The following is a 25301-nucleotide window of genomic DNA, read 5'->3' on the forward strand; positions in this document are numbered from 1 at the left end:
GTATAATTGTTCCACGTGGAACAAAAAGAATTGCTATATGTTTAATGATGTTTATGATGTTATAGTTGTAGGAGCTGGCCATGCAGGAAGTGAAGCTGCTGCTGCCGCTGCGAATATGGGAAGTAAGACGTTGTTAATTACGATGAACCTTCAAAATATTGCCCAAATGTCGTGCAATCCAGCTATGGGAGGAATTGCCAAAGGGCAAATAGTAAGAGAGATTGATGCGCTAGGCGGCTATAGCGGTATTGTTTCTGATACTTCGGCGATTCAGTTTAAGATGCTTAATAAATCTAAAGGTCCTGCGATGTGGAGTCCAAGAGTGCAATCCGATAGAATGCGTTTTGCTGAAGACTGGCGTTTGCTTTTGGAAGGCACCGAGAATCTCGATTTTTATCAGGAGATGGTTTCAGGACTTTTAGTTGAAGATGGTAAAGTAGTGGGTGTTAAAACATCCCTAGGCGTTGAAGTGAAAGGCAAAAGTGTCGTGCTTACTAACGGAACTTTTCTTAATGGATTAATCCATATAGGTGATAAAAATTTCGGTGGTGGAAGAGCTGGTGAAAGAGCAGCAACTGGAATCACGGAACAACTCGTAAATTTAGGTTTTGAATCGGGCAGAATGAAAACCGGAACACCACCAAGAGTGGATGGTCGTTCTTTGGATTTTTCCAAAATGATAGAACAGCCAGGAGATGAATTTCCTGAAAAGTTTTCTTATTTAGATACTACAAAACCATTAAAAGAACAACGGTCTTGTCATATGTCTTACACGAGTGAATTAGTTCATGATTTGTTGCGTGAAGGTTTCGACCGTTCGCCAATGTTTAATGGAAGAATTAAAAGTGTGGGACCGCGTTATTGCCCATCTATTGAAGATAAGATAAATCGATTTGCGGATAAAGATAGGCATCAATTATTCGTAGAGCCCGAAGGTTGGAATACCTGTGAGTATTACATCAATGGATTTTCCACATCGTTACCTGAAGATGTTCAATTTAAAGCATTACGTTCAGTCGTTGGCTTCGAAAATGTGAAATTCTTCAGACCAGGTTATGCTATTGAATATGATTATTTTCCACCAACACAGTTAAAACATACCCTAGAAACTAAGCTCGTTGAAGGGCTGTATTTCGCTGGACAAATAAATGGAACAACCGGTTATGAAGAGGCAGCGTCTCAAGGCCTAATGGCTGGAATAAATGCCAGTCTGAAAGTTCAGGAGAAGGATGCGTTTACGTTGCAAAGAGATGAAGCTTATATCGGTGTTTTAATCGATGATTTGATTACTAAGGGAACTGAAGAACCTTATAGAATGTTTACATCTCGTGCGGAGTATAGAACACTTTTAAGACAAGATAACGCTGACTTTAGGTTGACACCGAAAGGTTATAAATTGGGATTAGCATCTGAAAAACGGTTGAGACGCATGGAGGAAAAGGAATCTAAATCTGAGGCCTTTGTTCAATTTTTCAGAGATACCAGTGTGACGCCTGAAGAGGCAAATCCTGTGCTGGAATTAAAGAATTCAGCACCTGTAAAACAACAAGACAAAATGTTTAAGTTGTATGCGAGACCAAATATTACGATTGAGGATGTACGAAAATTTGATGCTGTTGCATCTTATATTCAAGAACATGATTTAGACACCGAAGTTATCGAGCAAACAGAAATACAAGTCAAATATTCTGGATATATAGAAAAGGAAAAGAACAATGCTGATAAATTGAATAGGCTTGAAAATTTAAAGATTCCTCTGGATTTTGATTATTCGAAACTGAAATCCATGAGTATTGAGGCACGGCAAAAATTGAGTAAGATTCAACCTGTAACTATCTCTCAGGCGTCTAGAATCAGTGGTGTAAATCCGAATGATATTTCTGTGTTGTTGGTTTATTTGGGACGTTAAATTCCTGCGAAAGCAGGAACCTCGTGAATAAATAAACGAATGTTCCACGTGAAACAATTATGACAATGCATTTTAAAACACCCCTAATCCCAATAGCTATCGGGACTCAAGGGGACCATCCGAATAACCAAATGTAGCGTACTGGTTTACGGTTTAAATGATTGTTTTAAAAGAATACTGCAATTGATTTATCCTTATGTGAATCCGTAAATTGTCCCCTAGAGGGGACTTTAGGGGTGTTATTTGAAATAAAAAAAATATGTTCCTCGAGAAACAATTGTTTCAATATGAAAATAAATCTACTTGTAATCAGAACATCAAATCCTGATAAGTTAAAAATTCAATATGAAAAAATAGGATTTCAATTTAATTATCATCAACACGGAAATGGATCATTACATTACGCAAGTGAAAAGGAAGGATTTGTATTTGAAATTTATCCTTTGTCTAAATCGATGAAGGAAGCAGACAATTCTATAAGACTCGGAATTGAGGTTGGGAATCTGGAATTGACCCTTAGGAATATTGAAAATTCCGACTGGAAAATCATATCTGAAATAAGTAAAACTGAATGGGGCGAAATTGCAATTTTACAAGATTCTGATGGACGAAAAATTGAATTAAAAAATAAAAAGTAATAGTAGAATTAATCATTTGTGTATTCGTGGCAAATAAAAAATCAACATACCTAACCCTCAAAGACCATTCCGTTTCCAAAGAGCAGTTCCAATTATTACACAACAAGGAACTCGATATGCTCGAAACATATCCACAACCCGAAGAAGAAAAATTATCGGATTACTACAAAAGTGAAGACTACATTTCGCATACCGATACGAAGCGAAACCTGCTAGAATTTGCCTACCATAAAGTGAGAGAAATTTCTTTAACTCGAAAATTGAAATTGATCAATTCTTTTGAATCAGAATCAAAGACACTTTTAGATATGGGATGCGGAACGGGCGATTTTTTAGAAACAGCTTTAAAGGCTAATTGGAAAATAATAGGAATAGAACCCAATGAAAGTGCACGGCGAATTGCCAATTCAAAAACCAACAATGCCGTTTTTGAATCCGAAGAATTATCAAAACTAAAACCTCACAGTTTTGACGTCATTACGCTTTGGCATGTGTTGGAACATTTGCCGAATTTGGAAATGCATACTGAAATATTCAAAAAACTTTTAAAACCAAACGGCACTTTAGTGATTGCGGTTCCTAATTATAAAAGTTACGATGCGGAATATTATAAAAACTTTTGGGCAGCTTATGATGTTCCCAGACATCTTTGGCATTTTTCTAAAACTTCGATTTCAGAATTATTCAAAAAAGAAAATATGACATTGGTCAATACTTTGCCCATGAAATTTGATGCCTATTATGTCTGTTTGCTTTCAGAAAAATATAAATCTGGAAGTATGAATCCTATGAAGGCATTTTGGATAGGATGGCAGTCTAATCGTAAAGCGAAACGTTCAAAAGAGTATTCTTCGCACATTTATGTCTTAAAGAACGCTAATTCTTGATTAGAATGCGTTTCGTCTCAAATTAGCCTTACTAAGAAGGAAATGCACGGAAAAAATTAGAATTGTCCTTAAATCGCTTTATTTAGCTTCATTTTCCATAGGATATATTAATACGACTCTATAATGTCAATAGAAAACATGAATACTTAAATATTTTGGGAAAACACAACCTAACTTTTATACATTTGCACAAAATTAATAGAAAATACAATGAAGAAAATAATTTTAAGTTTAGCTGTTTTGGTTTTTGCAGCATCTTGCCAAGAACAAGAAAAAATCGCATTTATTGATAATGGAAAAGTGATTAATGATTATCAAATGAAAATTGACATTGAGGACAAGTTTAAAACCCAAAATGAAAACTTTTCAAAGCAACGTGACAGTATTGCTAGAACATATCAAATGGAAATGCAATCTATACAACAACGTTTAGCTACAATGTCGCCACAGAAACAACAGGAAGAATCCCAAGCCTTTTCACAAAAATGGCAACCTGTTCAGCAACAAATGCAAATGCAACAACAACAAATGGAACAAATGTTCAGTACGGAAATGGATTCTGTAATTTCGAAAATGAACAAATTTGTGGAAGGTTACGGCAAGAAGAACGGTTATACGTTTATTCTTGGAAAAAACCAAGCAGGAAGTGTTGTATATGGTGACGAAGCCAAAGATATTACAGAAAATGTCATTGAAGCCATTAACGAATCTTATAACGGAAAGGAAGCTAAAACTGAAGAAGAAACAGCAGAAGAAGCGACTGAAGAAAAATAAAATAACAATTTGTTAGACGATAAAGCCGAGCCTAAGAAGCTTGGCTTTTTTTATGTAATAAACGCGTCAGTTTTATAGATAAATCCGTGAGAATAATTTTAGAGTTCCCATTGCGCTCAATATGATAAATAGCATCCTGAAGCTCTTCTGAAATTTCCATAATATTAGAATCATGAACAAAAGGTGCAAATTTTTCTAGTTTAAAATCGTCTGATTTTGGTTCTAAATAGACCAATTCATCAGCTTTATAATTGAGCAGTAAGGCTTGTCTGAAATAATTCAAACAAAACGCTAGAAATTTCTTCTGCGTTTCACGTCCTGTCTTGGCAATTTCCTCAGACCAAGAAATTAAATCGTGAACAGCCGCTTTATTGCCTTTGGCTTTAAATGCCGAACGAATCCAAATAACAAACCACTTTTCAAATTGAATATCTTCACTATCCTGATAAATTAAATCACAAGCTTTGTTGTAATTCCCGTTGGACTGATGTGCAATTTTAGTGGCAACCGCTTGCTCAATATGGTAATTTTTAACTAAAGCTTCAGCAATAGCTTCTTCAGCTAAAGGCGGAAAATGTAAAATCTGACAGCGCGAACGAATCGTATTAATAATTTGCTCTTCATCTTCAGCAATAAGAATAAAAATGGTTTTTTCTGGTGGCTCTTCAATAAGTTTCAGCAGTTTGTTGGCACTTGCTGTGTTCATTTTTTCCGCCATCCAAATCAGCATTACTTTGTAGCCACCTTCATAAGATTTAAGTGTTAGCGATTTCACAATTTGCAATGCTTCATCTACACCAATTTGCCCTTGTTTATTATCCACGCCAAGCATTTTGTACCAATCAAAAAGGTTGCCGTAAGGTTGCTGCTTCAAAAGTTCTCGCCATTCTTCAAGATAAAAACTCGACACGGGTTTACTTTTTACTTTATCGCTCGTGGTAACAGGAAAAGCAAAATGCAAATCGGGATGTGAAAAATTCTTGAATTTTATATTACAGGAATCGTTTCCGCCTTGGTTTTCGCCATTGGTATTGCTGCACAAAATATATTGAGCGTAAGCCAAAGCCATTGGTAAGGTTCCAGATCCTTCCGGACCAACAAATAATTGTGCATGCGCAATTCTGCCAGCATCAACGCTTGTAGTAAGATGATTTTTAATGTGTTTTTGACCTAAAACGTCTGAAAATTGCATGTCGCAAAACTATGTTATTTTTATGAATCTGAAATTAATTTTTTTTAAAGTTAAACCTAAAATGAGAAAAAGAAGATAAGCGAAAAGGTTATCGTAAACAATGGATGTCTATTACTAAAATGTAGTCCTTTAAGTCTATTTTTTAACAGGTTAATCTTTATATTTGTAATTCAAAATAATAGTATTCACACCTTATAAAATTCTCATGAAAACCTTAAACGATTTCAACTTTCAAGATAAAAAAGCACTAATTAGAGTAGATTTTAATGTACCATTAAACGATAATTTCGAAGTTACCGATGCCACAAGGATAGTTTCAGCAAAACCGACCATCATTAAAATTTTGGAAGACGGAGGGAGTTGCGTTCTTATGTCACATTTAGGTCGCCCAAAAGGTATTCAGGATGAATTTTCCTTAAAACACATTATTCCAAAAATTGAAGATGTATTAGGTGTTGAAGTAAAATTTGCAAGTGATTGTGTTGGTGCAGAAGCCGAAGAAAAAGCCAATGCTTTGCAACCTGGAGAAATTTTATTGCTAGAAAATTTACGTTTCCACGACGAAGAAACCAAAGGGGATAAGGAGTTTGCAAAACAGTTATCTAAATTAGGAGATATCTATGTGAATGATGCGTTTGGAACAGCACATAGGGCACATGCCTCAACAACCATTGTGGCGGAATTTTTCCCAGATGCAAAATGCTTTGGGAATCTATTAGCTCAAGAAATCGAAAGTATCAAAAAGGTATTGGAAGATGGCGAAAAACCAGTTTTGGCCGTTCTAGGAGGCGCAAAAGTATCTTCAAAAATCACGGTTATCGAGAACATTCTAGACAAAGTGGACCATTTGATTATTGGAGGTGGAATGACATTTACATTCGTAAAAGCACAAGGTGGAAAGATCGGAGATTCCATTTGTGAAGACGATAAAATGGAACTAGCCTTAGATATTTTAAAACAAGCCAAAGCAAAAGGCGTACAAATTCACTTACCTGTAGATGTGATTGCTGCAGATGCATTTAGTAATACCGCAAATACTAAAGTTTGTGATGTTACTGAAATTCCTGATGGGTGGCAAGGTTTAGATGCTGGCCCGAAATCTAGGGAAATTTTTGATGATGTCGTTAACAAAAGCAATACTATTCTATGGAATGGTCCTTTAGGTGTTTTTGAAATGGAAAGCTTTGATAAAGGCACTATTGCTTTAGGAAACTCAATTGCAAAAGCGACCAAGAATGGCGCATTTTCTTTAGTTGGCGGAGGCGATTCTGTTGCTGCCGTAAAACAATTTGGTTTTGAAGATAAGGTAAGCTACGTCAGTACGGGTGGAGGCGCTATGCTGGAAAGTCTGGAAGGTAAGACCTTACCAGGTATTGCGGCGATTATGAGCTAATTATAAAAAAAATACTATTTTTAGCGATTCCAACGTTTGCATTACGTAAAACATTTAGGAATAATTTCTGTAACCATGACATTAAAAACGTTTTTATTGGCTTTTCTCTGTCTGTCTGTTTTTAGTGGGTTTTCCCAATCTAAAACGGATAGCATTGCAAAGAAGCCTTCTGAAGTTGTACCAAAAAATGCGGCGGTCATAGATGGAAAACTTTTTTCAAAAGGAAAGAAGATTGAGTCAGAAGCGGATACAACAGGAGTGAGAAATCTTAAAGATTTACCTGAAGTCGCAGAACTCGATAAAAAGTGGTTGGAAGAATTATACAGCAATTCATTGTTTGATACCATTTATAAATCGGTTACTGAGCTTGAATACGAACCGGTGGATTATCCAGAACTTTCTACAGATACCTTAAAAGCCAGATTGGCACGTCTCAATGCGAGAACACCATTTAATGTGGAATATAATTCGTCCTTAGAAAGTGTAATTAAGGGCTATTTAAAACACAGAAGAACATCTATAGAAAAACTCATGGGATTGAGTCATTTCTATTTCCCCATGTTTGAGCAAGAATTCGACATTCATAATATTCCATTAGAGATGAAATATTTGGCGATTGTGGAATCCGCTTTAAAACCAAGAGCACGCTCTCGTGTTGGTGCCACAGGTATTTGGCAATTTATGTATGGTACAGGAAAAGAGCATGATTTGGATGTTAGTAGTTATGTAGATGATCGTAGTGATCCCATAAAATCCACAACCGCTGCTGCTGGCTATTTGGGCAGAATGTATAACATTTTTAACGATTGGGATTTGGCATTGGCCGCTTATAATTCCGGTCCAGGTAATGTAAATAAAGCGATTAGACGTTCGGGCGGTTCCAAGAACTATTGGAATATCCGTCAGAATTTACCAAGGGAAACCGCAGGTTATGTACCAGCATTTTTAGCCACCATGTATATTTTCGAATATGCAGAAGAACACGGTTTTAAACCCGAACGACCAGAATTTCAATTGATACAAACCGATACTGTTCATGTGAAACAAATGATTTCATTAGGTCATGTTTCAGAAGCCACTGGTATTAAAATTGAAGAATTACAATTTTTAAATCCAGCTTATAAACTCGATATTATCCCGAAAGTCGAAGGCAAAGTGTACCCTTTGAGATTACCTCGTGAAGCTATTGGGACTTTTGTAACCAATGAAGAGAAAATCTATGCGTTTGCTGATGCCGAATTTAAGGCTAGAGAAAAACCATTACCAGAGGTCGTAAATGATGATACTAAAATTAGATATCGCGTTCAGAGTGGCGATTATTTGGGTAAAATTGCCAGAAAATTTGGCGTAAGGGTCAGCCAGTTAAAGCAATGGAATGGCTTAAGAAGTAACAATCTTAAAATTGGGCAACGCTTAACTATTTTTCCTCGAAATCATGTGGCTTCAAGCAAATCGAAACCCGTAAAAAAAGTCGTAAATACCGAAGGAAAACAAACTTATAAAGTAAGGGAAGGCGATTCACTATGGACGATTTCACAAAAATTTTCCGGAGTTTCTGTTCAAAATATTAAAGATTGGAACGATATTAGTAGTAATAAACTCAAAATAGGAATGACCTTAATTGTTTCTAAATAGTTAAACCAACAAAAAACAAACTTATGAGAGCTTTTTATTCGGTATTATTTTGTGTACTATTCTTAGCCTGTGGTGAGTCTAAGAAAGAAGATAACCAAACCTATTTACCGGCATCCAATGGTAATCTAAATACCATTTCTGTTGTTGCCGATAACATATTGTGGGAAGGAAATGTAGGAGAAAATATTCGAAATATTTTTGCAGCACCATTAAACGGCTTGCCAACTGAAGAGCCCATGTTTAACATGAAACAAATTCCAACACAAGTTTTCGATGGTTTTGCCGCAAGAAGTAGAATTGTACTCAAAATAGAGAAAGGTGTGGATGCCACTGTAAAAGTGGTAAATAACGCTTTTGCGAAACCGCAAACTGTTGTTGTTGTAGGAGGAAAAACTGATCAAGAAATTATAACACAGCTCAAGGAAAACCGAGATAAAATCATAGATGCTTTTAATAAAGAAGAAGTCAAAGAGAAGTTAAGACGTATCAATTTGTCTTTATTGGCAGATGAGGAGATGGAAAAGGCATTGGGAATAACCATAGATATTCCTTCGGCTTACCGAATTAGCAAAGCAGATGACGATTTTTTCTGGATTCGTAAAAATCTAAAAAACAATAAAACTATAGAGTTAATGCTGTACGAAGTGCCATTGGAAACCCTTTCTCAAGGTGATAGTACCATTGTGGATATAGTAAAAATGCGTGATAATATTACCAAAACTAAAATACCTGGTGAAGATGGCATTTATATGTCTGTTGAAGATGCTTATACACCGTCAATGTTTACCACAATTATAGATAACAAACCTGCTTACGAAGTAAGAGGCATGTGGGAAATGAATGGTTTCACTATGGCTGGGCCGTTTATAACCTATGCGATTGAGGATAAGATAAACAATCGCTATTTGGTAGCTGATGGTTATGTCTATGCACCATCTTTAGAAAAGCGAGATTATATTTTTGAATTGGAGTCGATGATAAAATCGATAGAAATAAAGTAACAAAAAAGCCAACTTTAAAAGTTGGCTTTTTTTATGTCTTCCAAAAGAGTTTATTTTTTCTCTTTAGTGTCGTCTGCTGTTTCCTCTTTGCTTGCGTCTTTAAATTCCTTAATTCCGCTGCCCAATCCTCTCATTAATTCAGGAATTTTTTTACCACCAAAAAGCAACAAAATAGCAACTACTATAAGAACAATTTGCCAAGGGCCTATAGCTAAAAATATACTGCTAGTTATCATAATATTCAATTTAGACCGCTAAGTTACGTAATTATAGTTTAATAATAGTGTTGTTTAATGAAGTTTTAAGAGTTTATCATAATACTATTTAAGTAATTTGACTAATTTTGTTTTGATGGCAAAAAAGAAAAAAAAAGAAAAAAAATTAGCTAAAAAACTGCTTCATAAATACCGTTTGGTCATTCTAAACGAAGATACTTTTGAAGAGCGTTTTGCTATTAAACTAACACGACTAAACGTGTTTATATTGTCGTCAATTTCTGCTATTTCACTAGTGTTCTTTACGGTTTTATTAATTGCTTTTACGCCATTAAGGGAATACATTCCAGGATATTCTTCAGCAAAATTGAAAAAGAAAGCCACCATGCTTAATTATAAAACGGATTCCTTAGTGCAAGAGCTGGAATTAAACAAACGTTATTATGCCTCAATAAGAAAAGTGCTTACAGGAGATGTGACGAATTTGGAGTTCAATCGAGATTCTATTTTAGCAGCCTCAAAAATGGACCTTGATATTTTGCAGGTACCAACCAACCGAGAGGATTCTTTATTAAGGTTAAAAGTGGCAAAGGAAGATAAATACAATTTGTTTGAAGTGTCTGGAGACCAATCTAATTACGTGTTGTTCCCACCAGTGAATGGTAACATTTCCGAAGGTTACAATCTAGAGGATAAACATTTTGCCGTAGATGTCGTTGTACCAGAAAACACACCTGTAAAGGCAACAGCTGATGGTACGGTTATTTTCGCCGAATGGACTGTTGAAACTGGTTATGTGGTCATTATAGAACATAATCGGGAATTGATTTCAGTTTATAAACATAATTCGGCTATTACAAAATCCCAAGGTGATTTGGTAAAATCGGGTGAAGTCATTGCCATGTCAGGAAATGCAGGAGAATTAACTACTGGACCACACCTTCATTTTGAATTATGGAGCAAGGGCTATTCTGTGGATCCAACTAATTTTATCAATTTTGAATAATGCCATCATTTAAAGCCGCACTTTCTAAACCTTTTGCCAAATATGTGGCTAAGCGAATCCATAAATGGGCATCCAAACCCATTGAAACCCAACAAAAAGTTTTTGAAAATTTAATTGCTGAAGCTAAACATACTGCATTTGGCAAAGACCATAATTTTAGTTCAATTTCAACTTTTGAAGCGTTTCAAAATAATGTTCCCATAAGGGATTACGAAGATTTAAAGCCTTATGTAGAACGTGTGGTTGCTGGCGAAAAAGATGTGCTTTGGAAAGGCAAACCGACTTATTTCGCAAAAACGTCTGGCACCACCTCTGGCGCAAAATATATTCCCATTACCAAAGAAAGCATGCCAACTCATGTTGAAGCGGCAAGAAATGCTATTTTAATGTATATCCACGAAACAGGAAATTCAAAATTTGTGGATGGTAAAATGATTTTTCTTCAAGGGAGTCCAATTTTAGAAGAGAAGAATGGTATAAAGCTTGGAAGATTATCCGGAATTGTAGCCCATTTTGTTCCTAAATATCTTCAAAAAAATAGAATGCCAAGCTTAGAAACAAATTGCATTGAAGATTGGGAAACTAAAGTTGATGCCATTGTGGATGAAACCATAAACGAGGACATGACCATAATTTCTGGGATTCCTTCTTGGGTACAGATGTATTTTGAAAAACTGATAGAAAAGTCGGGAAAGCCTGTTGGAGACCTTTTTAAAAACTTCAATCTTTTTATTTTCGGCGGTGTAAATTATGAACCTTATAGAGCCAAATTCGAGAATTTAATTGGCAGAAAAGTCGACAGTATAGAATTGTATCCGGCAAGTGAGGGGTTTTTTGCGTTCCAAGATAAACAGAATGAGAAAGGGATGTTACTTCAGTTGAATTCTGGTATTTTTTATGAGTTTGTAGAGGCAGAACATTTTTTCGAGGATAACCCCAAACGAATCACAATTGCGGATGTAAAGTTAGGCGTAAATTATGTGATGATTATTTCTACCACAGCAGGACTTTGGGCATATAATGTTGGCGACACCATTCAGTTTACATCACTGAAACCTTTTAGAGTGATTGTAAGCGGAAGAATAAAACATTTTATTTCAGCTTTTGGCGAACATGTTATTGGGAAAGAAGTTGAACAAGCCTTAAAAGAAGCTACTGAGAACACCTCGATTTCTGTCAATGAATTTACGGTCGCCCCTCAAATAAACCCAGAGCAAGGCCTACCATATCACGAGTGGTTAATTGAATTTGAAAAAGAACCCGAAGACGACGCAGAATTAATTGAAGCCTTGGAACGATCCTTAAAACAACAAAATTCCTATTACTTAGATTTAATTGACGGTAAAGTTTTAAGACCTTTAAAAATCACAAAAATCAAAAAGGATGGTTTTCAAACTTACATGAAATCCATCGGAAAATTAGGTGGACAAAACAAAATTCCAAGACTATCAAATGATAGAAAAATTGCGGACCAAATGCTTCAGCTCAATTTAACTAAATAAACCTATATTTGTCCGTTAAAACAGCATAAGTAAATGAAGAAAAAACACGAAAGAACAAGAGCGCAAGAAAGCTCTAGTGCTATAGAACGCATGTACATTACTATGCGCCATCTTTTTAATCGTGGATTTTATAAACCCATGGGAGTTTCCGGAGAGACACTACGTGAAGCCTTGTTACTGCTTCGCCCAGAAATCTATGGTTCTATTGGAGAAGAAAAGGCAGAATTGGAAGGTTTATTATATGTAGTGGACCGTTTGCCACAAGGCATTGAAGAATGTACGTTTATAAATCTTACCAGTGACGAAGGTTATGCTAATTCGCATTTTAAGGCTATCATTCCACCAAAAAGAAGACGTAATTGCTATCGCATAGATGATGAGCAAATGAATATTGAAATCACAAGAGGTCGCTCTGAGATTTACGATATTTTAACCCATCTTACATTTATTTTTGTTGAGTCGCATAAAATAAGTAAACGTGTTATTATTGATGAAGAAGGGACGACGGTAAGGGATTGGCAGAAGTTAGAAAATGCGGTAACTTCAACAAAAAAACTGACGCAGAAAGAGCGTGAAATAGCTATTACACATACGGCAAATATCTTAGGAAGAACGTTTAATGAATTGACCGAAGCGTATCCAAAATTTGCTACTGACAGTCAACCAGAACGCTTATTGCACATTGTGTATTGGTTGGGGAAATTAGCCATTGAGGAAACGATAAATAATAACAAGCGTACAATTACATTTAGTCCTGTTTTAAGGGAACGCTTAGGGCATCACATCCATGGCGAAGCTTGGGCAGAAACGATTAAATCTGCTTTACATAAAAATGGACTTTTAGAACGACCAATCCACATCATAAGTGCCAATATGCATAGTGTTATGAACTCTTTGTTTGCTAAGGGAACACTCAAGGGAGCGGATGCTAAAAAAGATATTTTTCAGACTTACGAAGCTTTAAGTGATTCCAAAAATTCAGCGTTACGCAATAAAGTGGAAAAATCAGCGTTGCAAAATGGGATGATTCTTATTAAAGACAGTTCTGGAACGAATATAGATATTCAGATTTTTGATACGGATAAAATTAATTTTTCTAATTCCGAATTTAAGTACCTAGAAAAAACTAAAGAGAACAAAGCTGTTATTTTTGTTATGGATTATGCGTTTGGTGAACAAGCTTATGAAACTTTAGACGAATTATTAAAGCCTATCGAAGTTGATGGGAAAGATGTTCACTTAGATGTGAAATCCATTTCCATAATGGGAAAAGCAGGTATTTTAGAAGGCGGAAAAGGGGACATAATGATTCCAAACGCACATATTTTTGAAGGGACAGCTGACAACTATCCATTTAAAAACGAACTGAGTAAAAACGATTTATTGGATTGTGGTGTTTCTGTATATGAAGGTACTATGGTTACTGTTTTAGGAACCTCACTTCAAAATAAGGAAATATTGAAATTCTTTAAGAACTCAACATGGAATGTTATTGGTTTAGAGATGGAAGGCGCACACTACCAAAAAGCTGTACAAGCGGCATCCAAAGTAAGAAGTAGTATTAATGAAGATGTAAAAGTAAGATATGCGTATTATGCAAGTGATAATCCTCTAGAAACAGGAAGCACCTTAGCCTCTGGTGGTTTAGGAACCTCTGGAGTAAAACCAACATACATCATTACAAAAAAGATTTTAGAACAAATATTTAATTCATAATTTATGAGTGAAAAATTACCACAACAACCTCAAAACGAAGAGGTTGATTTAGGGCAGTTGTTTAATGCAATTGGGAATTTATTTCAAAGACTATTTAACTTCATTGGTAAGCTATTTAAAGGTCTTTTTTCTATTATCATTTATGCTATAAAACCGCTTATCGTCTATTTTAAATTTGTTTTAGTAATAATAGTAATCACAACAATATTAGGCTACATTTATCAAAGGACTAAAGCTCCAGTATATTATTCTAATATGGTTGTTAAACCTAACTTTGATTCTAAATACCAACTCTCAAGCAATATAGACTATTTTAATGCACTAATAAGTACAGAAAACATTGCTGAGTTATCAAATATTTTTGAAATTGATTCTACCTATGCAAAAGAATTAGTAAGTTTTGAATTAGAGCCAGGTCCAGAAACCCAAAATGATTTATTTATAGAATATGATGAGTATGTGCAATCGATAGATACCTCTTTGGTCGATGAACTGAGTTATGTTGAATATATAAAGAATAGAGATTTAATGTCGGGAAGATTGTTTGCAATAAAAGCCAGATCAACTAAAATTGATATTTTCCCTAAATTACAACAAGGGTTCAAAAAGACTTTTGAAAATGACTTTTCTGAACATCAAAAAAAGATTAGGGATACGGTTGCTTATTTAGAACGTCAATCTTTAAACATGCAGTTAGAACGCTTAGATAGTATTCAAAAGACCTATTTAGAAGCCATTAGAAACGAGTCTAACAACCCCAATTTATCACTCGGTTTTGGTAATGCATTACCACTTCAGGAAGAAAAAACCGCTACAAAAGAATATGACTTATTTTTAAAAGAACAAGAACTTAGAAGAAATCTGAATAGATTAAACCAGACTGTTGCAGAAGAAAACACGTATTATGATGTTTTGTCTGGTTTTGATAAAATGGGCAAAAGAGATAAAAGTTTTACGCGACGATATACAATGTTATTTCCGGTCTTAGCCTTAATGCTTTTCATATTAGGGTTTTTAGCAGTTAAGGCGTTTAATTATATTAAGAACTATAAGTAAAAATGTAATTGCAGTTTTGTAGCGTAGGTTCTATTATAAACTGTAATTGAATTATTAACTATAGTGGTAACTAGGAAAAGCACTTATCCGTTTATTATTGAAAGAAAGCATGATTGTAAAAGAGACCAAACTAAAAGGATGTTTTATTATAAAGCCTCAAGTTTTTAAAGATAAACGTGGTTATTTTTTAGAAAGCTATAATCAGGCGACTTTCAACGAAGCTTTAAGTATTGATATTAATTTTGTTCAAGATAACGAATCACAATCATCTAAAGGAGTGCTTAGGGGACTACATTACCAACGTGGTGAACATGCACAATCAAAGTTAGTTAGAGTTGTAAAAGGTAGGGTTTTAGATGTTGTTGTAGATATTCGCAAAAGTTCTCCAACCTATGGCAAGCATGTGTCTATTGAACTTTCCGAAGAAAATAAGATGCAATTTTTTGTACCTAAAGGGTTTGCCCATGGGTTTTTGGTATTGGAAGATGATACTATTTTTAGTTATAAGTGCGATAATTTTTATAATAAGGAGTCTGAAGCAGGCATTATTTATAATGATAAAGGTTTGAATATTGATTGGCACTTGCCTGTTTCTGATTTAATTCTTTCCGAAAAAGATTTAATTCTACCATTTTTTAAAGACGTAGAGCCATGTTAAAAGTGCTAGTTACCGGTAAGGACGGTCAGTTAGCGCATTGTATAAATAGCGTAGCTGATCAATACCCTAATCTTGAATGTTTTTTCAAATCTTCTTCTGAATTGGATATTACCAATTTTGAAGAAGTAGGTTCTGTTTTTGGTCTTGAACAATTTGATTATTGTATTAATTGTGCTGCCTATACAAATGTTGACGAAGCTGAGACTGAACAGGAATTAGCATTTAACATTAATAAGTTAGGTGCCGAAAATTTAGCACAGGCATGCGTTAAATATTCTGTAACTTTAATACATGTTTCTACTGATTTTGTATTTGACGGTATGTTGCCTGAACCATATAAAGAAGATTCTAAAAAGAACCCATTAGGTGTTTATGGTAGAACTAAGCTTGAAGGTGAAAAAGTAATTATAGCAACATTAAAAAATCATTTTATTTTAAGAACGTCTTGGCTGTATTCAGAATATGGAAATAATTTTTTAAAAACTATGCTAAGATTAGCAAGAGAGCGAGATGAAATAAGTGTTGTTGACGACCAAATTGGCAGTCCAACTTACGCAGTAGATTTGGCAAAAGTTTTATTGAGAATAGTTGAAAGTAAGAGCTCTTCCTATGGAATTTATCATTATAGTAATAAAGGTGCTATTAGTTGGTATGATTTTGCAGAAGAAATTTTTAGACTAAGTGAAAGCACAATAAGGCTCAATAAAATTAAAACTAAGGATTATCCAACAAAAGCTAATCGACCTAAGTATAGTGTTTTAGATACATCTAAAATTGAAGAAACCTTAGGAGTTAAAATTTCCAAATGGAATGAAAGTCTGGAAAGTGCATTTTATTTTCTAGAAAAACAAAACTAAGAAGAAACTAACTCAATTATTTAAGGATTTGATTACCTGCTTTAATTACTACTAATATTTCACATGCTTTAACAGCTCATTGTATAGCTCGATTCATTAATATTAGTATTTTTGTAAGAATATAGTTTTTATAGTCCTAATAGCTACCAAAATGCCTGCATGAAAAAAAAAAATCTAATCATTTTTGGAACCCGCCCAGAAGCCATAAAAATGGCACCTCTAGTTAAAATGTTTTTGAAGTATTCCAATGAATTTGAGACTAAAGTTTGTATTACTGCACAACATAGAGAAATGTTGGATCAAGTTTTGGATTTTTTTAGTATTGTAGCAGATTATGATTTAGATTTAATGAAGCCTAATCAAAACCTCTATTCTTTAACATCAGAAATAATAGTAGGTCTCAAGCCAATTTTAGAAGGGTTTAAACCAGATTATGTTTATGTTCATGGTGATACAACAACAACAATGTCTGCTAGTATTGCTGCATTCTATTCTGGAGCCAAAGTGTGCCATGTAGAGGCGGGTCTGAGAACATTTAATAGACGCTCACCATTCCCAGAGGAAATAAACAGAAGTATTACTGGCCGTGTTTCAGATTATCATTTTGCACCAACTATAACTTCTAAGGAAAATTTATTAAACGAGCACATAAAAGAGTCTAATATCTTAGTTACTGGTAATACAGTGATAGATGCTTTAAACTATAGTTCAGATGTTGTGAATTCTGAAGATTATTTAGACAATGATGTAGAAGAACTAAAGACCATCGTAGAACCTTCAAAACGATTAATTTTAGTAACTGGACATAGACGAGAGAATCATGGAGAAGGATTTATTAACATTTGTTCGGCACTAAAAAAAATAGCTCAAAATCATAAGGATATTCAAATTATATATCCTGTTCATTTAAATCCTAATGTTCAGAAGCCGGTTTATGAATTACTTGGTTATGAAGAAAATATTAGATTAATTAAGCCGTTATCATATCCAGCTTTTGTATGGTTAATGAATAGATCCTATTTAATTATTACAGATAGTGGAGGAGTACAAGAGGAAGCGCCAAGTTTGGGCAAACCTGTTTTAGTAATGAGAGACACTACAGAACGACCCGAGGCGGTAGAAGTTGGCACAGTAAGATTAGTAGGTACAGATACCGTTAAAATAGTAAGTGAAACAGAACGACTTTTAAGCGATAAGAAAAGCTATGATACAATGAGTAAACTTCATAATCCTTATGGTGATGGGAAAGCTTGCCAACGTATTGTTGATTTTATTTTAAATATGTAATATGAATAAACCCGAAGTTGTAATGATTGGTTTGGGTTATATAGGTTTGCCTACAGCAGCCTTAATAGCTCAAAATAACATTTATGTTCATGGAGTTGATACTAATCCAAATATCGTAGACACCATAAACGAAGGCAAAATACATATAATTGAACCAGATTTAGACGTTGCAGTCGCAAATGCAGTTAGTTCTGGCCATTTAAAGGCAGCTATTAAGCCTGTAGAAGCAAATACCTATTTAATTGTTGTGCCAACACCATTTAAGGCCAAAAACGAACCAGACATATCGTTTGTAGAAACGGCAACGAAAGCGATTATACCATTATTAAAACCTGATGATTTATATATTATTGAATCTACATCACCTATCGGTACGACAGAAAAAATGATGCATTTAATTTATTCTGAACGCCCAGAGTTAGAGAACAAATTAAATATCGCTTATTGTCCAGAACGTGTTTTACCAGGAAACGTTATGTATGAGTTGGTTAACAATGATAGAGTCGTTGGAGGTGTAAATGAAAGCTCAACCGAGAAAGCCATACAGTTTTATAAAAAATTTATAAATGGTGATTTACATGAAACAAACGCTCGTACAGCAGAAATGTGTAAATTAGTAGAGAACTCATCTCGAGATGTCCAAATTGCTTTTGCAAACGAATTATCATTGATTTGTGATAAAGCAGATATTAATGTCTGGGAATTAATAACATTAGCCAATAAGCATCCACGTGTCAATATTTTGCAACCTGGCTGTGGTGTAGGCGGTCATTGTATAGCGGTAGATCCTTATTTTATAGTCTCGGATTACCCAAGAGAATCGCAAATTATCGGAAAAGCCAGAGAAATCAACAATTATAAATCTTTTTGGTGTGCTGAAAAAATACAATCTACAAAACTAGAATTTGAATTGAAACATGGAAGAAAGCCGAGTGTAGCTTTAATGGGTCTTGCTTTTAAACCAAATATAGATGACTTAAGAGAATCTCCTGCCAAATATATTACTCAAAAAGTTCTACAAAATTCAAATAATGAAGAATATTTTATCGTTGAGCCTAATATTAAAAATCATAAGGTTTTTAAATTAACGAATTACGCAGAAGCTGCTAAAAAAGCAAATATTATTGTGTTTTTAGTAGCTCATAGTGAATTTTCAAAAATTAACCCTAAGCCAGAACAAATAGTTTTAGATTTTTGTGGTGTTAGAAAATAAGAATTTTGAAAAAATATTTTATTTATGGCAGTTCAATATTATTTAGTAGAGGCTTAGAGTATTTAATACTACTAATAGCTCCATTATATCTTACAAAAGAGAATTATGGGAGTCTCGAGTTTTATAAAAAAATAATTGAACTTGGTGCAGCTATGCTGACTTTTGGATTGCCAACATTGATATTGAGTTACCCTAAAAGTAAAGAGAGTAAAGTTCACTTTACCTTGATGGCTTTAATCTTCATTTCTACTTTAGCAATAATAGCAGCACCTTTTCTTAGTATTCTTAATTACTTATTTTTATTAATACCAATTTATTTTCATTCTATTTTTTTTAACAATGGAATTATAGCTCCGTTTCTTTTAACTTTTAAAGGGAGCAACTATGCATCGCTATACAAAACCATAATATCATTTGTGTTTTATACGATTGTATTAATTACTATTTTTTACTCAAACAACCCGAATTTAGCATTTGTATATGTTAATTATTTGCTATTGCCTTTATTGTTATTGTATACGATATTTTACATATACAAAAACAATATTATTTTTCGAACACTAAAGAGATACTGGACTATCTTTAAACGACTAATTATAAGCTCATTAACAATTGTAGTGAGCAATTTTGCAAATATGATGTTTTTATATACCGATATATTAATTATAAAAATACTCTCAAATACAGCAGACATAGAAATCGCAAATTATAGTTTTTCGTTAAACATTGCTAATGCTTTGATCATTATACCATTAACATTGGTTCAGGTTGATATAGAAAAATTAAAAAACAACTTAAATTATGCAAAATTGCTTCGAAAAAAAATCTTATATCTAGTTGCTATTATGACTATTGTCTTAGTTTTCCTGTTTATGTTTTTGATACATTTTTATTTTCAAAACTATAATTCGGTGCTATATATATTTGTGATAATTTTAGTAGCTAAATTTTTTCAAGCTATTTCTGTATCTTATGGTGCAGTAATCATAATTAGAAAAATGTTTTCGCAAAATTTAACAATTAACCTCATAGCTCTACTATGCAATATTACTTTAAGTTACATTTTTTATGATCAATTAGGACTAATAGGGATAGCGCTCTCTAGTTTGCTATGTTTAATAATTAGATTCATTCTATTGGTAAAAGTTAATAATAGAGCGTGATTTAAAAGTGTATGAAGCTAAAATTAAAATACATAAATAATTTTATTATCCTTCTACCAATCATTATGGTTTTTGCTGGTGAAATAATTGGCTACATCTACCCATCATTATCATCTGCAATAAAAGTAGTAACATGTTTGGCTTTACTTTTTCCTATTTGGTTAAAAATCAGAATACCAAATAAGTTGCTTTTAGCACTATTGGTTTTTATAGTGTTTTTTATTATTGCTTTTTATCGATCTTTTAATTATAGTGCTGCACTAGAAGATGGGATAAGGTATATTTTTCCAATTGCGGTACTTTTATATGGCTATTATAATAAACATAAGCTTAAACTTTTTGTTGGATTCATTATCATTTTTGCCATCCTAAATTTTATTGTACAATTAAAAAATTATTATCATTTCTATATTGATCCACAACGGCAATGGTTTTATACAAGATATTTTATTGAGAGCCAAAATAGAACGGTTTATTGGTCTCCAAAAACATTTGGTGTGCTGAGAGCTACAGGCTTAGTAATCTTTTTTGGTGCTTTTGGAGTTTTAAATTTTATAGCTTTTTGGCTTACACATTACTTTTATTTTGGTAAGTATAGGAAAATTTGCTTATCAATTTTTTTTATAAGTATATTTTTAAGTATATCGTATAAAACTATTAGTTTCTTTTTGATCACACTTGCCATAAAATATTACAAAAAACTAAAATATTTGTTAATCTTGCCTCCTTTGATTATGGGTTTGTATTTCTTAGTTGGGAATGAGTTACGTAGTATCATAGAACAATCGATTGAAGTAAGATTAAGTCTTTATGTTACTGAGGGAAACTCGGCAAGATCAGAATCCTATAGAGTTATGTTCGACGAGATTAGAAGCTTTAATTTATTCGGAAATGGAATTGGCGTTTTTGGTGGGCCAGCATCAACTAAATATAATTCCCCTTACTATGATGAGGTTGACTTTAATTGGTACGATACAAATTATATTGCTACTACAGATACTTATTATCCACATTTATTTGTAGAGTTGGGTATTTTGGGAGGTTTATCTTATTTAATGGTTTTGCTCATCCCATTATTAATTAAAAGTATTAAATATAGGAAGCTCGAGATTTTAGGTATTATTTATGGGATGTTATTTTTTGATGCCTTATTTTCGTTTTCAATTAACAACTTAGTAATGCTTACGGTGACTATTTTATTTGTTTATCCAATTGTTTATGATTCTAATCCACAAGTTGAATTATCACATGATTAATGAATTATTTAAATGATTTGCACATATTATAACAATACCTTTGTAAAACATTTGTTTAAGAAGTTAAAAAGAACAGTATGAAAGCAGTATTATTAGCAGGTGGTTTCGGAACCAGATTAAGTGAAGAAACCCAAAATATTCCTAAGCCAATGGTTACTATAGGCAGTAAGCCAATACTATGGCATATAATGAAAACATATTCAAGTTATGGTATCAACGATTTCATTATTTTATTGGGTTATAAAGGCTATGTAATTAAAGAATATTTTGCTAATTATTTTTTGCACCAAAGCGATGTAACAATCGATTTAAAAAATAATAATTTAGAGATTTTAAATAATTCGGCCGAGCCATGGAAGGTTACCTTGATAGATACAGGGTTACATACAATGACTGGTGGGCGAGTAAAAAGAGTTCAAGAATTAATTAATGGTGAGCGATTTATGCTTACTTATGGCGACGGAGTGGCAGATATTAATATCGATGAGCTTTTAAAAACACACGCAGAACACGGGAAGGCGATTACTATGACCGCTGTTCAACCAGAGGGAAGGTTCGGCTCATTAAAAATTGTTGGCGATCAAAAAATAGCTTCTTTCGAAGAGAAACCAAAAGGAGATGGAACATGGATTAATGGAGGTTATTTTGTTTGCGAACCTAAGGTTTTCGATTATATAACAGAAGGAGATAAAACTATTTTTGAGAAAACACCTTTAGAAAACTTAGCTAAAGATGGAGAACTTTACTCGTATAAGCATTTTGGATTTTGGAAACCAATGGATACCTTGAGGGACAATAAGGTTTTAAATGAATTGTGGGACACAAATAATGCTAAATGGAAAATATGGAAATAGAGTCGTTATTTGGCGGTATATATAAAAATCGAATCTGTTTAGTTACAGGTGATACAGGTTTTAAGGGATCTTGGCTCGTGTATTGGCTTCAGAGAATGGGAGCAAAAGTTGTTGGCTATGCATTAGAACCAATAACAAGTCCCAATCATTACAGTTTATTGGAAAGGAATTATATTTCAATTAAAGGTGATATAACAGATTACCAGAAGTTAAGTAAAGTGTTTAGCAAACATCAACCAGAAATTGTCTTTCACCTTGCTGCACAAGCTTTGGTAAGGTATTCTTATCAAAATACCGCTGAGACCTACAATACGAATGTAATGGGTACTGTAAATATTTTTGAAATCTCAAAAAATACAGGCTCGGTTAAAGCTATTGTAAATGTAACTAGCGATAAATGTTACGATAATAAAGAATGGATTTGGGGCTATAGAGAAAATGACGCTATGGGTGGACATGATCCTTATAGCGCTTCAAAAGGTTGTGCGGAACTAATTACATCATCTTATCAAAAATCGTTTTTTAACGGAAATGAGAAATTACTGGCGAGTGGTAGAGCAGGAAATGTTATTGGAGGAGGAGATTGGTCTTCGGATCGATTAATTCCAGATATCATTAAGTCTGTAGAGAACCAAACTTCCGTAGAGATTAGAAATCCTTTTGCCACTAGGCCATGGCAACATGTTTTGGAGCCATTAAGCGGATATTTGTTACTGGGGTGGAATTTATTATTAGGTAAAAAAGAATATGCTGAAGGTTGGAATTTTGGACCGAATCTAGATAATAACCTCAAAGTAAATGAAGTAGTAAACAAGGCTGAAAAATATTGGGATAAAATAAAATATAGAGTTAGCACTGATATAGGCACCCATCATGAAGCGAATTTATTAATGTTAGATTGTTCAAAGGCGAATAAATTATTAAAATGGGATCCAATTTGGGATTTTAATATTACAATAGAAAAAACAATTTTATGGTATAAAGATTATATTGAAAATAATCAAATAAATACTGAAAATGATTTAATTAGTTTTATTGAACATGCAAAAAATAAGGATGCGATTTGGATATAAACTATTTAAAAGACAAAAAGATAATAGTAACTGGTGGTGAAGGTTTTTTAGGCTCTAAATTAATTGAGAAGCTTCGTGCATTAGACGCAATGGTTTTTTCTTTTGATATTACTGCAAAAAAGACATTACAAAGTCAGCATGTAGTCGTTGATATAACTAATAAAGAAGATTTAAAAAAACAAATAAATAAAATTCAACCAGATTTTATATTTCATTTAGCAGCAAAATTGAATAGAAGTAGAGATTTTGATGAAGTAAATGAAATTTCTGGTATAAACTATATGGGAACCATAAATTTGTTGAACGCATTAAAGGAAGTAAATTTTACAAACTTTATTTTTACAAGTACCAGCGAAGTTTATGGATTGCACACTAATCAACCATATAAAGAAACAGATAACACAGTTGCCGCATCACCATATTCTTTATCTAAACTAAATGCTGAAAACGCCATCAAAACATTCTCAAATATTTATAAAAAGAATCACACTATTTTACGATTGTTTAATTTTTATGGGGAAGGAATGCCTAGTGGATTTTTTATTTCTGACTTAGTAAAGAAATTGAAAAAGAATGAAGATTTTGATATGACTTTAGGTGAACAGGAAAGAGATTTTTTAACGGTAGAATGTGTCTTAGAGGCATTAATATTATCTACACAGAAAATAGCCCAAGGAAATACGTATAATGTTTGTAGCGGAAATGGTATTAAAATCAAAGATCTGGCCGAAAGGTTTAAAACGCATCTAAACAGTAGCTCTAAAATAAATTTTGGAAAATTATCATATAGAAATAACGAAATCTGGAAGATGATTGGAGATAATACCAAAATCACAAAGGAACTGGGTTGGAAACCAAAAGGACTTTTCGAATGAGAGATAATAAACAAAAGATGAAAGTAATTTTAGGGCCGTTTAAGAAGGATAATCATGGTTCAATATCACTTTTGAATACTGTTTTTAAAAACAATTTAGATAATGATTATGAAGTTATTCCGTTCTACACCGATAGGGAAAAAGGAAAAACAAGTTTAGCACAATTTAATTTTCTCAACGTTACTTATTTTTTTAAGCAAAATAGTGAGCTAATTAAGTTAGTAAGGAAATATAAACCAGACATTTTCCATTTTTCCATACACGCGTTTTGGAGTATGGAAAAAAGTTTAGTGATGACAACGGTAGCTAAGCTTTTTGGAGCAAAAAAAACGATAGTTCACTTACATAGTGGATCATTTGAAAAGTTTTGGATTAACATGAATCCCATACGTCGAAAATTGGCAAGTTTATTGTTTGAAAATGTGGACATGATTATTGTTGCAAGTACCTATTGGAAAACGTTTTTTGAGAAGAATGGCTTCAGTAATGAGGTGAAAATAGTAAATAACCCAATTAACGAGGATTTTGTTAATAGAATTGGAAAAGAAAAGGAAGTCAAAAGAAATAGGGACTTCTTGTTTATTGGGAGTTTGGGAGAGCGAAAAGGCACCTATGACTTATTAAAAGTAGCTGAGTTGAATAGAGATTTTTCGCTTATATTAGTTGGGAATAGTGAAAAAACTGGTGATTATGAACGGATTTCTGAAATCATTGCGAACAAAAAATTGAATAATGTAAAACTCATAAAATCAGATAAATTAGAGTTAAATGATAAGGTAAAATATTTCTCTGAAATAGGGTGTTTTATTTTTCCTTCATATTCAGAGAATTTTCCATTAGTAATAATTGAAGCTGCAGCAGCTGGTATGCCAATTATTTCGACTAGAGTTGGAGCTTTACCTGAGTTTTTTACGGATGATAAAGATATTCGGTATGTAGAGGCAGGAAATATTCAGCAAATAAATTCTGCGATTAATCAGATGTCTCAAAATAGAATGAAGACAAATGAATTAGGTTCTAACGCGCGTCAGTTATATGTTGAAAAATTATCCTTACCTTTAATTATGCGTCAATTACGCAATGCTTATAAAACTATACTTATAGACAAATGCTAAATGCTTACAAGTTATATCGTATAGCA

General features: G+C 33.4%; 22 protein-coding genes. 20 read left to right on the forward strand and 2 right to left on the reverse strand.

Annotated elements, in window-relative coordinates:
* Positions 1-37 precede the first annotated feature (37 nt).
* The 4 genes from mnmG (at position 38) to HM987_RS18405 (ending at position 4208) form a co-directional block, all read left to right on the forward strand.
* Positions 38-1909 (forward strand): tRNA uridine-5-carboxymethylaminomethyl(34) synthesis enzyme MnmG, encoded by a 1872-nt coding sequence (mnmG, locus tag HM987_RS18390; protein ID WP_179009456.1) that lies wholly within the window; start codon positions 38-40, stop codon positions 1907-1909.
* Positions 1910-2196: 287 nt separating this feature from the next.
* The gene (locus HM987_RS18395; protein ID WP_179009457.1) at positions 2197-2547 is read left to right on the forward strand and encodes a VOC family protein; all 351 of its coding nucleotides are present in this window, start codon (positions 2197-2199) and stop codon (positions 2545-2547) included.
* A 26-nt stretch (positions 2548-2573) separates the two neighbouring features.
* A complete protein-coding gene (locus HM987_RS18400; RefSeq protein WP_229724513.1) occupies positions 2574-3434 on the forward strand; it encodes a class I SAM-dependent methyltransferase in 861 nt (286 codons plus the stop codon).
* Positions 3435-3644: 210 nt separating this feature from the next.
* On the forward strand, positions 3645-4208 hold the full coding sequence (locus tag HM987_RS18405) for an OmpH family outer membrane protein (RefSeq protein WP_179009458.1): 564 nt from the start codon (positions 3645-3647) through the stop codon (positions 4206-4208).
* Between the two features lie 31 nt (positions 4209-4239).
* Here HM987_RS18405 and HM987_RS18410 read toward each other — a convergent pair whose 3' ends face one another.
* Positions 4240-5400, reverse strand: coding sequence for a DNA polymerase III subunit (locus HM987_RS18410; protein WP_179009459.1), 1161 nt, complete (start codon positions 5398-5400; stop codon positions 4240-4242).
* A gap of 205 nt (positions 5401-5605) precedes the next feature.
* On the opposite strand from HM987_RS18410, the gene HM987_RS18415 reads away from it, so the two are divergent.
* The 3 genes from HM987_RS18415 to HM987_RS18425 all read left to right on the forward strand — a co-directional run bounded on the left by HM987_RS18415 (position 5606) and on the right by HM987_RS18425 (position 9429).
* Positions 5606-6793, forward strand: a complete 1188-nt coding sequence (locus HM987_RS18415) for a phosphoglycerate kinase (protein WP_179009460.1) — start codon at positions 5606-5608, stop codon at positions 6791-6793.
* A 75-nt stretch (positions 6794-6868) separates the two neighbouring features.
* Positions 6869-8428: a LysM peptidoglycan-binding domain-containing protein gene (locus tag HM987_RS18420; RefSeq protein ID WP_179009461.1), complete on the forward strand. Its 1560-nt coding sequence runs from the start codon at positions 6869-6871 to the stop codon at positions 8426-8428.
* Positions 8429-8451: 23 nt separating this feature from the next.
* On the forward strand, positions 8452-9429 hold the full coding sequence (locus HM987_RS18425; RefSeq protein ID WP_179009462.1) for a DUF4837 family protein: 978 nt from the start codon (positions 8452-8454) through the stop codon (positions 9427-9429).
* Between the two features lie 50 nt (positions 9430-9479).
* Here HM987_RS18425 and HM987_RS18430 read toward each other — a convergent pair whose 3' ends face one another.
* Positions 9480-9665: a Sec-independent protein translocase subunit TatA/TatB gene (locus HM987_RS18430; protein ID WP_179009463.1), complete on the reverse strand. Its 186-nt coding sequence runs from the start codon at positions 9663-9665 to the stop codon at positions 9480-9482.
* A gap of 115 nt (positions 9666-9780) precedes the next feature.
* On the opposite strand from HM987_RS18430, the gene HM987_RS18435 reads away from it, so the two are divergent.
* The 13 genes from HM987_RS18435 to HM987_RS18495 all read left to right on the forward strand — a co-directional run bounded on the left by HM987_RS18435 (position 9781) and on the right by HM987_RS18495 (position 25275).
* The gene (locus tag HM987_RS18435) at positions 9781-10650 is read left to right on the forward strand and encodes a M23 family metallopeptidase (protein WP_179009464.1); all 870 of its coding nucleotides are present in this window, start codon (positions 9781-9783) and stop codon (positions 10648-10650) included.
* Positions 10650-12152 carry a GH3 auxin-responsive promoter family protein gene (locus tag HM987_RS18440; protein ID WP_179009465.1) on the forward strand — a complete coding sequence of 501 codons (1503 nt, stop codon included), beginning with the start codon at positions 10650-10652 and terminating at the stop codon, positions 12150-12152. Before HM987_RS18435 ends, HM987_RS18440 begins: the two co-directional genes overlap by 1 nt.
* A 33-nt stretch (positions 12153-12185) precedes the next feature.
* Positions 12186-13868 (forward strand): DUF6909 family protein, encoded by a 1683-nt coding sequence (locus tag HM987_RS18445; RefSeq protein WP_179009466.1) that lies wholly within the window; start codon positions 12186-12188, stop codon positions 13866-13868.
* A gap of 3 nt (positions 13869-13871) precedes the next feature.
* Positions 13872-14924, forward strand: a complete 1053-nt coding sequence (locus tag HM987_RS18450) for a hypothetical protein (RefSeq protein ID WP_179009467.1) — start codon at positions 13872-13874, stop codon at positions 14922-14924.
* 109 nt (positions 14925-15033) lie between these two features.
* Complete coding sequence (gene rfbC, locus HM987_RS18455; RefSeq protein WP_179009468.1) at positions 15034-15582, forward strand: dTDP-4-dehydrorhamnose 3,5-epimerase; 549 nt, start codon at positions 15034-15036, stop codon at positions 15580-15582.
* Positions 15576-16439 (forward strand): dTDP-4-dehydrorhamnose reductase, encoded by an 864-nt coding sequence (rfbD, locus tag HM987_RS18460; RefSeq protein WP_179009469.1) that lies wholly within the window; start codon positions 15576-15578, stop codon positions 16437-16439. Before rfbC ends, rfbD begins: the two co-directional genes overlap by 7 nt.
* A gap of 159 nt (positions 16440-16598) precedes the next feature.
* Positions 16599-17726, forward strand: a complete 1128-nt coding sequence (gene wecB, locus HM987_RS18465; protein WP_179009470.1) for a non-hydrolyzing UDP-N-acetylglucosamine 2-epimerase — start codon at positions 16599-16601, stop codon at positions 17724-17726.
* A gap of 1 nt (position 17727) precedes the next feature.
* On the forward strand, positions 17728-18939 hold the full coding sequence (gene wecC / locus HM987_RS18470) for a UDP-N-acetyl-D-mannosamine dehydrogenase (protein ID WP_179009471.1): 1212 nt from the start codon (positions 17728-17730) through the stop codon (positions 18937-18939).
* A 1174-nt stretch (positions 18940-20113) separates the two neighbouring features.
* Complete coding sequence (locus tag HM987_RS18475) at positions 20114-21358, forward strand: hypothetical protein (RefSeq protein WP_179009472.1); 1245 nt, start codon at positions 20114-20116, stop codon at positions 21356-21358.
* Between the two features lie 77 nt (positions 21359-21435).
* Positions 21436-22212, forward strand: a complete 777-nt coding sequence (rfbF, locus tag HM987_RS18480) for a glucose-1-phosphate cytidylyltransferase (protein ID WP_179009473.1) — start codon at positions 21436-21438, stop codon at positions 22210-22212.
* Positions 22203-23285, forward strand: a complete 1083-nt coding sequence (rfbG, locus tag HM987_RS18485) for a CDP-glucose 4,6-dehydratase (protein WP_229724515.1) — start codon at positions 22203-22205, stop codon at positions 23283-23285. Before rfbF ends, rfbG begins: the two co-directional genes overlap by 10 nt.
* Positions 23276-24160: an NAD-dependent epimerase/dehydratase family protein gene (locus tag HM987_RS18490; RefSeq protein ID WP_179009475.1), complete on the forward strand. Its 885-nt coding sequence runs from the start codon at positions 23276-23278 to the stop codon at positions 24158-24160. Before rfbG ends, HM987_RS18490 begins: the two co-directional genes overlap by 10 nt.
* Positions 24157-25275 (forward strand): glycosyltransferase family 4 protein, encoded by a 1119-nt coding sequence (locus tag HM987_RS18495; protein ID WP_179009476.1) that lies wholly within the window; start codon positions 24157-24159, stop codon positions 25273-25275. The genes HM987_RS18490 and HM987_RS18495 overlap by 4 nt, the downstream gene beginning before the upstream one ends.
* Positions 25276-25301 lie beyond the last annotated feature (26 nt).

This window comes from Winogradskyella forsetii (genome assembly GCF_013394595.1).
In the GTDB taxonomy this organism is placed as follows: domain Bacteria; phylum Bacteroidota; class Bacteroidia; order Flavobacteriales; family Flavobacteriaceae; genus Winogradskyella; species Winogradskyella forsetii.